This window comes from Actinocrinis sp. (genome assembly GCF_035946395.1).
Classification (GTDB): Bacteria; Actinomycetota; Actinomycetes; order Streptomycetales; family Catenulisporaceae; genus Actinocrinis.
In genome coordinates this window covers 1-10,894 of sequence record NZ_DASYZI010000181.1, presented here as the reverse complement: position 1 = coordinate 10,894, position 10,894 = coordinate 1, and the positions used below count along the sequence as shown (strand labels likewise).

The following is a 10,894-nucleotide window of genomic DNA, read 5'->3' as shown; positions in this document are numbered from 1 at the left end:
GTTCGGTCGCCAGCAACTCCGGCCCGCGCTTCAGAGTCCTGGGCTCAAAAGCCGCGTACGTGAAATACGGCCTGGACGTGCAGGAAGACGCACTACGCAGCGGCATGCGCCCAGGCGACCCGAACTGGGGCGCAGACGACCTGGCGCACTACGGCACCCTGGGCGTCCCCGGCGAAACGATCACCGTCGAAACAGACCGCGGCACATACGAGCACTACTACACAGCCATCGCCGACACCCTGATCAACGGCGCTCCCCCACCAGTAGATCCGGCCGACGCCGTCCGCTCCATCGGCATCCTGGAAACCGCCCGCCGCATGGCCGCCGAGTCCTAGCCAGCTAGCCTGGCCCCGCCATCCACCCAGCCCAACCAACTAGCCCAGCTGGCCCAACCAGCAGTTCACTTGGCGCACCAAGTCGCCATCTGGCCCAGCCATCCAAGTCCAGCCCCGGATGACCTCGGTCTGTCATCACAGGCATCAGCGGGCGGGCGGCTGGGGCGGGGACAGTCGGCTACCGGGCGCGGCGGCGTTCTAAGGGGGTGGGGACGCCGGTGACCGGGAGGGCCAGCAGGCCGGCGAGTTGGGAGGGCGGGACCGCGCGGGCGAAGTACCAGCCCTGCGCGGCGTCGCAGCCTAGTGCGGCTAGGCGGGTGGTCTGCTCCTGGTCCTCGACACCCTCGGCGGTCACGGTCATGCCTAGGCCGTGGGCGAGCGAGACCAGGGCGCCTACGATCTGCTCGTCGACGTGGCCGTCGGTGCCACCGGCTCTCAGTCCGGCGGTGAACGAGGCGTCGATCTTGACGATGTGTGCGGGCAGTTGGCGCAGGTAGGCGAGGTTGGAGTAGCCGGTGCCGAAGTCGTCGATGGCGATGCGCACGCCCTGCTTGGCCAGTTCGCGCAGCACGTCCAGCGAGCCGTCCTCGGTGCCGATGACCGCGCTCTCGGTGATCTCCAGTTGGAGCTGCTGCGGCGGCAGACTGGTCTCGTCCAGGATCTTGAACACGTCGGCGACCAGTTGCGGATCGTGCGTCTGACGCACCGCCAGGTTGACGTTGACCGCGGGCGGCGTGCCGTCCGGGCCGACTGGGCCCCAGGTGGCGGCCTCGGCGCAGGCCTGGTGCAGCACCCAGCGGCCCAGCTGCACGATGACGCCGGTCTCCTCGGCCAAGCCGATGAACCGGTCCGGCTTGAGCAGTCCGAAGTCCGGGTGCCGCCAGCGCACCAGCGCCTCGGCCGCTCGCACCGCGCCGGTCTTGAGATCGACGATCGGCTGGTAGTCCACGGTGAACTCGCCGCGCTCCAGGGCCCCGGGCAGCGCGGCGCTGAGGGTGTACCGGGTGATCTCCGAGGCACTGCGGTCGGCGTCGAACAGCGCCCAGCGGCCCTTGCCCTCGGCCTTCGCCCAGTACAGCGTGATGTCGGCGGCGCGCACCAGCTCGGTGGGGTGCGCTCCGCCGATCGAGTGCTCGACGACGCCGATACTGGCCGACACCGGGATCTCGCGGCTCTCGAAGGAGATCGGGCGGCGCAACGCCTCCAGGATCTCGTCGGCGACGCGGGTCGCCAGGACCGCGTCGGCGTGGTCGGCCAGCAGCATGACGAACTCGTCGCCGCCCATCCTGGCCACCAGCCGGCCTGGCCGCGCCGCGCATTGGGCCAGCCGCTCGGCCACGCCGACCAGCAGCTGGTCGCCGACGACGTGCCCGAGCGTGTCGTTGACCTCCTTGAACCCGTCCAGGTCCAGGTAGCACAGCGCGACCTTGGACTCGGGGTCGGCGGCGGCCAGCAGCTCCTCCAGATGCTCGAAGAACAGCGTCCGGTTTGGCAGGCCGGTGAGCGGGTCGTGCGTGGCCTGGTGCCGCAGGTGCAGGTGCATCGACCGGCGTTCGGTGATGTCCTCGAACAGGCCGAGCAGGAAGCGGCGGCGGCCTATCTCGTCGCGGATCACCGTGGCCCGCAGGTGAGTCCACAGGTGGCTGCCGTCCGCCCGGGAGAACTCCTTGTCCACCGAGTAGAAGTCGCGGTCACCGCGCAGCACCTCGTCGAGCGCCGCCCACAGCCCGGGCGGGTCGGTGGGCTGGGCGATCTCCCGGATGTGCCGACCGCGATACGCGTCGGGGGTGCGGCCGAGCATGGTGGCCAGCGTCTGGTTGACCTCAACGACCAGGCCGTTGAGGTCGGCCAGTCCGATGCCGATCGGCGCCGAGGAGAACACCGCGCGGAACCGGGCCTCGCTCTCGTCGCGGGCGGCGAAGGCGGCGCTGCGGATGGCCTCCTGCTGATTGAGCGTCAGCTCACGCAGCGCCGTGGCGTAACCAGCGGCGATGCCGCCCTGAAGAGCCGCGAGGGTATCCGCCGTGCCCCCGAGCGTGGCGCCGCACGTGGCAAAGATGCAGAGCGTGGCGGCCAGCGACGAGGGGTCGGTGTAATGCCCGGCCACCAGGGACGCGCCGATACGGCGGCCTGCGATCGCCGGGTCGCGCTCCCCGACCAGCGCTTCGGCGGCCTGCGAGGTGTAGTCGAGCAGTAGCGCGTCGGTCTCGGCAGGCGTGTACGTGACATAGCTCGTGTCGGCGATGGCACGAGTCCACGCACGGGCTACGGATTCCACCGCCTGGGGTTTGGTCAAGGCAGCCGCTCCGTCTCGACCCGCCCGACGGCGGCGCCATACGGTCCCGTATCGACACTGGGAGCGCCGGTGCGGCGACCCAGCGCGACGTGGCGAAGGCCGACGGAAACCCGGCCGTGCATCCGGGCCAGACCGGAACCGCCAGGATGCACGTAGCAAGGGATTTCGTTCGGTCGTGCCATGGTTCCAGCCCTCCGCCGCGTGCGCGATCACCATATGCGTTCGAGGCGGCGTCGCGGAAGAGGCAGGCGTGGTCCGGTAGCGCGCTCGGGTGACGGAACATGCTAAACCACTTCAGCCGAGGCTACGGGCCGAATGGCTCCTTGATGCCGGGACGGGAGTCGGCGGCGTTTCGACGTCTCCGGGGGCGCTGTCCTGTTCGAAACCGGCCGGTTCGAGTCCATCTTTTCCGGCAGTGGCTTGTTCGAGGCCGGCTTGATCGACGGACGCTTGATTGAAGCCGGGTTGTCCGAAACCGCTCGGCCCGAAACCGGGTTGGCTGAAAACGCCGTACTCGATCGGGTGGCAGGACGCTAGGCCATCCAGCGGCCGGCCCGTGAAGAAGCGCAGCAGCAGTTCGCCAAGAGCGTCGGGGACTTCGAGGTGCACGGCGTGGTCGGCGTCCCGCAACAGCGTGAAGCGGGCATCGGTGCAGTACGCCGCGAGGGGGCGGCACAGCTGCGGGGTGGTGAAGTCGTCGTGCTCGCCGGTGCCGAGCAGCACGGGAACGGTGACCGGCGGGTGCACGGCGTGCAGGTCGTGATCGAGCAGCCGCAGAGTGTTCTCGACGAACTTGGCCCCGTCTTCGGCACTGATGCCGCGGAAGATCCCCGAGAGGATGCGGCGCACCACCGGGCCGCGGGCGATCCTGGCGCCGCCGTCCCCGCTGAGCAGGAGTGAGACGGAGTAGTCGGCGAACTCGTCGAGCCGGCCGGCGCGCAGCAGCGACACGGTGCGCAGCAGCCGGGAGCGCAGCGGTTCGACGATGCGTGCCCCGGTGCCCATCAGCGCGAGGGCGTGTACCTGCTCCGGGTGCCGCTGGGCGAGCCGGAAGGCGACCGCGCCACCGTAGGAGCCGCCGAAGACGTACACGCGGCGGTGCCCGGCGAGTTCGAGCACGTGGTGCAGTGCGTCGGCGAGGAACTCCATCCCGTAGCGGGACGGCAGCAGATCGGACTCGCCCCAGCCGGGCAGGTCCACGGTGACGACGGACGCCGACGCGGCCAGTACCGCTTCGAGCCGGCCCCAGGCGGACTTCTGCTGGAACGCCCCGCCGACCAGCAGCACCGGATCCATGTCAGGGTTCGGATTGATCAGGGTGCGGCAGTCGTAGCCGAAGCCGTGGTATCGCGCGACGGTGATCTCAGCGCGGCTCATCGCGCGCCCTCGCTGCGGTTCATCAGGATGCTCCTTCCCGCGGGGGCGCCGCGGGTCGCGGCGCTGCGTCAGCGGGCTCGTCGGCCCGTGCCCCGTCGGCCGTGCAACGACAGGCAACTGCCACGGTGCCGCGCTGTTCGCCCAAACGAAAGGAGCTTTATACGAACGGGTTAGCTGTCTTCGTCTCTTCTGATGACTTCCGCGGAAACCGGCGTCATCGTTAGCCGAGACCCGGGTCTGCGGCCCGGATCAGCTGGCGCAGGCCGCCGTAGAAGACCTCGTGGTCTATGACGCCCTTGAGGACCGCGTCGGGGTTTCCGGTGACCGCCGGGAACAGGTCGGGCGGCAGGAGCGCCACGGCGGCGCGGGTGCGCTGCACCACCGCGTCGGGTGTCGCGTGATCGGTGAAGCACGCGCAGCCGAGGGTGAACAGGTACATGCGGCGGTATGCGCGCACCATCTGATCGGGCGTCATCCCGGCCGCGAGGTTCGCCGACAGCTGCGGCTCGATCAGCCGCTGCATCACCTTCGGGCCGAGCCAGGGCCCGCCCCGGCGCATGGCCACGATGCCAGGGTGCGCGACGATCAGCTCGTACAGCGCGGTGAACCGGGCCTCGGTGGCGTCCGCCCACGTGGCGTCCGGCGGCAGTTGCGGGATGGTGCCCACGACGTAGTCGAGTACGCAGCCATCCAGCGGGACCTTGTAGTCGGCCAGCCGCCGGTAGACGGTCATGTGCGCGACGCCGAGTTCCTTGCCCAGCCGGCGGAAGTTGAGCGCGTCGGCGCCTTCGCCGTCGATGATGCGCAAGGCTGCCCGCGCGATTACGTCGAGCGACAAAGAATCTTCGCCGAGTGATGGACGAGCCATGGGATACAGCGTATCTTACGGTGTATCAGCCAGGAAGGGGCGGCCAGTGCCGCGCCGCCCGCGTCGGGCCGCGGGTCGCGAGCTGTGCAACCTACCGGCTCCGCATTGCGCTGCGGAGTCGGCGCGCGCCGAAACGAGTGAGCCTGAGATGATTGCCGGTATCGGCACTGCCGTCGCGACTCCGTACATGGGCACCCCTCCCATCGGCCCGGCCGACGTGAAAGCCGCGGCAGGGCGCATCGCGCAGCGGATCCGGCCGGTGACGCTGGTGGCCGCCGACCCGGGACCCTTCGACCGTACCAGTCTGTACCTGGCCTGCGACACGACTCAAGTCACCGGCGGTTACGAAGCGCGCGGGGCGGCCAACTTCGTGCTCTACCACCTGGAGCACGGCGCGGTCCCGGAGGCCGGCGTGGTGATCGCGACGTTCAGCAGCGGCGATTCGGGGCTGGCCTGCGCCTGGGCGGCGCATGAGACGGGCACCCGCGCGACGGTGTTCGTACCGCAGGACTGTCCGGCGCAAGCAATGCGCCAGTTGCACCTCCTCGGTGCAGAGGTACGCCGGGCCGACAGCGGTGCACGGCAGACCGAGCAAGCCGCGGCCGCATACGCCGACCGAACCGGGGCCCTGCTCTCGCATTCGTATGACAATCCTCTGATCGCGGTGGGTGCGGGCACGCTCGCCGCGGAGGTCAACGAGTTGGTCGGCCCGGAGATCGACACGGTGCTGGTTCCGGTCGGCGGCGGCGCGCTGCTGGCGGGCACCTGCGCGGCGCTGGAGCACACGGGGATCAGGGTGGTCCCGGTGGAGCCGGCGGCGGCCCCGGCGCTGGGCGCCGCGCTCGACGCCGGCCACCCGGTGAACGTCCCGGGGAGCACGCTGGCCGCGGACTCGCTGGGCGCGCGGCGGATCTCGCAACTCGCGCTGGACCTGGCGCGCGGCGCGGGTTGCAGACCCGTCGCGGTGACCGAGGAGGAGATCGCGCGGGCCCGCCGGTCGCTGTGGGACGAGCGGCGGCTGCCCGCGCAGTACGGCGCCGCGATGGCGCTGGCCGCGATCCAATCCGGCGCGTACGTGCCGGACGTGTACGAGCGCGTGGTCGTCGTCGTAACCGGCGCGAACACCGATCCGGCAAGCCTGGGGCGTTAACGCCCGGCGCGGAACAAGTTGAGCAGATTCACGCCCTGGGCGCCGCCACTGAGTGTGCCGGGGTCGAGGCCGAGGCCTCGTGCCGAGCGTACTCGGCCTCGACCCCGGTGCGCTCAGAAGTGGCGATCCAGAGACGAATCGGCCAAGTTGTTCCGCGCCGGGCCCTTAGCGGTCGGCGCTAACGATCGGTGCTGTCGCTCGGCGGCAAGCGTTGCCGGCTGGCGGCGACTTGCCGGTCGGAGAGCGCCGGCAAATCGGAAGCGCTCGCCGTTGGCGCCCCGCCGTCTGAACCGTCTGGACCGCCCTCCCCGTCGACGTCTTCGAGACCCGGCCAGCGTGGCGGGCGGCCCGACCGGGCGATCAGGGTCTCGCTGATCTCACGCAGCTGGCGCACCTGTTCCGGGCTCAGCCGGTCGAACAGGGTCGCCCGCACGGCCTCGACGTGTCCCGGGGCGGCGGCCCTCAGCACGTCGAAGCCCTCGTCGGTGAGGACCGCGTACACGACGCGGCGGTCGCTGGTGCACTTCTCCCGGCGCACCCAGCCCGCCGCGACGAGCCGGTTGACCGCGTGGGTCAACCGGCTCTGCGACGCGTTGTTGCTCGACGCCAGGTCGCTCATCCGCATCTTGCGTTCGGACGACTCGGAGAGCGCGGCGAGCACCATATAGTAGGCGTGCGGCATACCGGCGTCGCGTTGCAGCTGCCGGTCGAGCTCCTCGTCGATCATGTCGATCGCGGCCAGGAGGGCGAGCCAGGTCCGCTTCTCCCGCGCGTCGAGCCAGCGCGGTTCGTGGCGCGGCTCGGGCGCGGCCGTCTCGGGCGTGCCGGTTGCCCCGGTCATGCAGTTCATCCTAGCCATCGGCACGCCGACGGCCCGGCTGCTCGCGCTGCCGCCGTCCGGCCCTCACTCGGCCTTTACGGTGCCAGGCTTGAGCGTCAGCGACGCGGTCGTGGTCAGCGAGATCTCGCCGGGCGCGGCCTCGATGAGCTTGTCGGAGTCCTCGTCCGCGATCGGCTCGATGTACGCGGTGCACGCGCTGCACCGCCGGGCCATCGCCGGAACCTGGGTGAGGCACTCGGGGCAGGCCCGCTTGGACCTGGACAGGTCGTGGTGCGGGTTGAGCTCCTCGCTGATCTTGTTGACCGGCAGCACGACCAGGAAGTAGATGGCCCCGGCGGTCAGCACGAACGCGATCGTGGAGTTGATGAACGCGCCGTATCCGAAGGTGCTGTTGCCGAGATGGAACGCCAACTTGCTGTAATCGCCGACGTTGCTCGTCGCCCACGCCACCAGAGGGCTGAGGAACGCGCTGACGAAGGCCGTAACGACGGTGTTGAAAGCCGCGCCGATCACGACACCGACCGCGAGGCCGATCACGTTTCCGCGCAAGACAAACTTGAAGAAGCCGTCCATCGTCCCCACCCCTGAATCACGCCATGAGTCACCCTGCGCGCCTGCGTACAGCGCGATGCAGAGGGCAGATTGGCGTATCGACGGCGCGTTGTCCAGCCCTGACTTCGTAGTCGGACTGACACGCTGGATGACGGCGTGTCAGTCCGACTACGCGGTGTCTCAGAGCGCTGCTCGCAGGGCTTTGACCAGCCACTCCATCGACTCGAACGACGGGGCGCCCGCACCGGCCGGGCCCGTGCGGCCGCTGACCGTGGCGACCAGCGCCCAGAAGCGGTCGGCCCGCCGGTCGAGGAAGACCTCCAGGTTCTCCAGCAGTTCCTCGCGAGCGCGCGGACCGTCCTGCACTCCGGCCGCCTCGGTCCACGCCGCGGCCATCGCGTCCACCCGCGCACGGCCCTCGGCCGAGTCCGGTTCGATGCCCTCGCCGTACGCCTTGATCGCCCCGGGGACGAGCACGGTGCCGAACGCGGTCTGGTCGCGCTGCCACTGCTCGTCGTTCATCCGGGCGCGCTTCGCCGCGCCGTGTTCGGCCATCAGCCGGCAGCGGGCGATGAAGTCGTCGTCCTGGATCAGCGAGACCAGCTCGACCCAGGCCTCAACCTGTTCGGGCGTCGGGTTCTCGGGCAGGTCGGGGAACGCGGAGCGCATCATCTGCTCGAAGTTGTCGCGGCCGGACTCCTGCGCGTCCAGGCCTCCGAACACACGGTCGAGGTATCCGTCGAGGATGCGCTGGCGCTCGGCGGCGTCCAGTCTGGCCAGTCGGTGCATCAGTTCCATCTCCATCCAGTCGCTGTCACGGGCCGCGACCGCGCGCAGCACGGCAACCCGCAGCCGCACCACCCTGACCGTGGCCTCCAGGGCGTCCGCGTGCGCGCCGGCCACCTCGGCGACGGTGACCTCCTTGGCCAGCACGCGGGCGATCGTCGGCAGGTCGATGTCCAGGTCGCGCAGGGTGCGCACCAGTTCCAGCCGGGCAGCCGCCTCGATGTCGTAGAGGCGGTAGCCTGCCCGGCTGCGGGCGGCGGGCTCGAGGATCGGGGCTGCGCCGTAGACGGTGTCCGAGTAGAACCGGATGGTGCGCACGGGCACCCCGGTCAGCTCGGACAGCTGTCCGATCGTCAGCAGCCGTCTCGCGGCGCGGTCTTCCATGGCCTCTACGCTCCCGGTTCCAGCAGATGGAGACTCAAGGCAGTTTCTCGCGCCCATCGGTGTGATGGCGGTCACACAATCGGAGCAATGCGGCGTGTCCACGCCGCGATCCGGCGCGTTCGTCCGGCGTGAGCATTCGGAAACTGATCGTTCGCGCGGCGGCATCGATGCTGATCGCGTCCGGCTCGTCCGCTGCCACCGCAGCGCGCGCTTCGACGCCGAACTTCGCCGACATCTATCTGTCCACGTGGGGCACCGCGCACGTGACGTTCGGCAACGCCTTCGCCACGTGGCTGGCCCGGACCGGTGCGACCGTAACCGCCCAGGCACCCGTGAAGCTCGACTCCGATCACCGCGGATTCACGATGCCCGTGAGTCCCAGGGTGGCAGCCAGCTTTGATGCGTGGGACCGAATGGTCTACCCGGGTGCACTGCTGATCAGCCTGCCCTCGACGACGACGAAAACGACGAATCCGAGCTGGCCCGCAATGCGGCGGGTCATCCGCTTCGGACCTTTCGTCATCAGCCTCATGCCTGAGGTGTCCTGGCGCGCTGCGCTCTCGCTCGACGGCTCACCGACTGTCGGCGAAGTCACGCTCGCAACAGCCGACTACGCAGAGGTGCTGGCAGGAGGTGGCATGCCGAGCCCGAGCGGATTCCGCGCCGAGGCCGTACCCTTCCGGCTGACACAGGAGCTCACGGGCCTACTGGCCCGCGAATCCGGCCATGGCTCGTCAGCCGCAGGGGCGTTCTTCGGCATGCTCACGCCAAGCTTCGATCAGGTGTCGACCACCGGCTGAGCGGCAGCGACAACTGTGCTGGAGGACGGGCCCGTCGATCCGTCAGGGCACGAGCACGATTTTCCCGCGCAGGTGGCGGCCCTCGCTCTCACGGTGCGCTTCCGCGGCGGCCGCCAGCGGGAATTCCTTCCAGACGAACACGCGCAGTTCTCCGGCAGTGGCCATGGCGGCGAGTTCCGCCAGCCGCGAGCCGGAGCGCCGGGTACCGAGGGAGCGCACGCCGAGCCGCGAGGCGGCGGCCTGGTCGACGATCGTGCCGACCCGGTCCGGCTTACCGACCAGGTCCAGGGAGATGTCGAGCGCGTCACCGCCGGCCGCGTCGAGGGCGGCGTCCACGCCTTGCGGGGCCACAGCGCGCACCCGGTCGGCGAGGCCGGGTCCGTAGGTGACCGGGATGGCGCCGAGACCGCGCAGGAAGTCGTGGTTCGCCTCGCGAGCGGTGCCGATCACCCGGACGCCGCGCGCGACGGCGATCTGAACCGCCATCAGCCCGACGCCGCCGGCCGCCGCGTTGATCAGCAGGGTCTCCCCCGGTCCGACGCCGAGGTCTTCGAGCACGGTCGACGCCGTCTGCCCCGACGCGGAAAGCGCGCCGGCCTCACTCCAGGAGAGCGCCGCGGGCTTCAGCGCGAGCAGCCGGGCGTCGGTGACCACGGCGTCGGCGTAGGCGCCGTTCGCGGGTCCGAGTACCTCGTCACCAGGGGCGAAGCCGGTCACCTCCGCGCCGACCGCGTCAACCACCCCGGCGGCCTCGTTGCCGAGGCGGGCCGGGAAGGTGACGGGGGCCCAGCTGCGCCAGGCACCGCTGCGCAGCTTGGTGTCGGCGGGCTGCACTCCGGCGGCGCGCACCCGGATGCGGACCTGGCCGGGGCCGGGCTCGGGTTCGGGCAGGTCGGCGAGGCGCAGGACCTCGGGTCCGCCGTATTCGTCGAAGAGGACCGCTCGTGTCATGGGATGCGTGCCTTCCGTGCGCAGCGCTGGGTTCCGGTCCCAGTCTGCTGCGTTTCAGGGCGCGCGGCACGTCAACTGCCGGTCGAGTGTTCGGTCCGGTTCAGTCTTTGATTTCGCAGAGGACGGCTCCGGCGCTCACGCTCGTCCCGACCTGCGCGGCCAACGCAACAATCGTGCCGGCCTTGTGCGCGGTCAAGGGTTGCTCCATTTTCATCGCCTCCAGCACCACCACCAGGTCTCCCACCGCCACCACCTGTCCTTCCACCACGCCGACCTTCACCACGGTGCCCTGCATCGGTGAGCACAGCGCGTCCCCCGTGACCGACGCCGCGCCGCGCCCGCCGCCGGCACGTCGTCCCGGCGCCCGGCGCACACCCCCACCCGCACGCGCACCAGGGCTGCTCGAACCGGCAGTCGTGGCCAAAGCGGCGGGCAGCACCACCTCCAGGCGCCGCCCCGCCACCTCCACCACCACCCGTTCCCGCTCCACTGGTTCCGGCGCGTCGATCGCCGGGCCCTCAAACGGCGGGATCACCGTGGCGAACTGCGTTTCG

General features: G+C 70.4%; 10 protein-coding genes and 1 pseudogene. 3 read left to right on the top strand and 8 right to left on the bottom strand.

The window, feature by feature from the left end; translation table 11 throughout:
• A partial coding sequence (locus VGS97_RS11655) for a Gfo/Idh/MocA family oxidoreductase (RefSeq protein ID WP_326853393.1) occupies positions 1-335 on the top strand: 335 nt, incomplete at its 5' end.
• Positions 336-513: 178 nt separating this feature from the next.
• Here the strand turns inward: VGS97_RS11655 and VGS97_RS11650 are convergent.
• The 3 genes from VGS97_RS11650 to VGS97_RS11640 all read right to left on the bottom strand — a co-directional run bounded on the left by VGS97_RS11650 (position 514) and on the right by VGS97_RS11640 (position 4,846).
• On the bottom strand, positions 514-2,631 hold the full coding sequence (locus tag VGS97_RS11650) for a bifunctional diguanylate cyclase/phosphodiesterase (protein WP_326853392.1): 2,118 nt from the start codon (positions 2,629-2,631) through the stop codon (positions 514-516).
• A gap of 294 nt (positions 2,632-2,925) precedes the next feature.
• Positions 2,926-4,008: an alpha/beta hydrolase gene (locus VGS97_RS11645; protein WP_326853391.1), complete on the bottom strand. Its 1,083-nt coding sequence runs from the start codon at positions 4,006-4,008 to the stop codon at positions 2,926-2,928.
• Between the two features lie 220 nt (positions 4,009-4,228).
• Positions 4,229-4,846, bottom strand: coding sequence for a TetR/AcrR family transcriptional regulator C-terminal domain-containing protein (locus VGS97_RS11640; protein WP_326853390.1), 618 nt, complete (start codon positions 4,844-4,846; stop codon positions 4,229-4,231).
• Positions 4,847-5,024: 178 nt separating this feature from the next.
• Between VGS97_RS11640 and VGS97_RS11635 the strand changes: the two genes are divergently transcribed.
• Positions 5,025-6,026 carry a pyridoxal-phosphate dependent enzyme gene (locus tag VGS97_RS11635; RefSeq protein ID WP_326853389.1) on the top strand — a complete coding sequence of 334 codons (1,002 nt, stop codon included), beginning with the start codon at positions 5,025-5,027 and terminating at the stop codon, positions 6,024-6,026.
• A gap of 361 nt (positions 6,027-6,387) precedes the next feature.
• On the opposite strand, the pseudogene VGS97_RS11630 reads toward VGS97_RS11635, so the two are convergent.
• The 3 genes and pseudogenes from VGS97_RS11630 to VGS97_RS11620 form a co-directional block, all read right to left on the bottom strand.
• Positions 6,388-6,867, bottom strand: a pseudogene (locus tag VGS97_RS11630) (MarR family winged helix-turn-helix transcriptional regulator); the annotation flags it as partial.
• 63 nt (positions 6,868-6,930) lie between these two features.
• Positions 6,931-7,440: an MscL family protein gene (locus tag VGS97_RS11625; protein WP_326853387.1), complete on the bottom strand. Its 510-nt coding sequence runs from the start codon at positions 7,438-7,440 to the stop codon at positions 6,931-6,933.
• 159 nt (positions 7,441-7,599) lie between these two features.
• Positions 7,600-8,589 carry a MerR family transcriptional regulator gene (locus VGS97_RS11620; RefSeq protein ID WP_326853386.1) on the bottom strand — a complete coding sequence of 330 codons (990 nt, stop codon included), beginning with the start codon at positions 8,587-8,589 and terminating at the stop codon, positions 7,600-7,602.
• A gap of 167 nt (positions 8,590-8,756) precedes the next feature.
• Here VGS97_RS11620 and VGS97_RS11615 point away from each other — a divergent pair, with 167 nt between their 5' ends.
• Positions 8,757-9,389, top strand: a complete 633-nt coding sequence (locus tag VGS97_RS11615; RefSeq protein ID WP_326853385.1) for a hypothetical protein — start codon at positions 8,757-8,759, stop codon at positions 9,387-9,389.
• 42 nt (positions 9,390-9,431) lie between these two features.
• On the opposite strand, the gene VGS97_RS11610 is transcribed toward VGS97_RS11615, so the two are convergent.
• Both VGS97_RS11610 and VGS97_RS11605 read right to left on the bottom strand, forming a co-directional pair.
• The gene (locus tag VGS97_RS11610; RefSeq protein ID WP_326853384.1) at positions 9,432-10,340 is read right to left on the bottom strand and encodes an NADP-dependent oxidoreductase; all 909 of its coding nucleotides are present in this window, start codon (positions 10,338-10,340) and stop codon (positions 9,432-9,434) included.
• 100 nt (positions 10,341-10,440) lie between these two features.
• Positions 10,441-10,894 (bottom strand): acetyl-CoA carboxylase biotin carboxyl carrier protein subunit (locus VGS97_RS11605; RefSeq protein WP_326853383.1); only part of this gene is annotated, 454 nt, incomplete at its 5' end.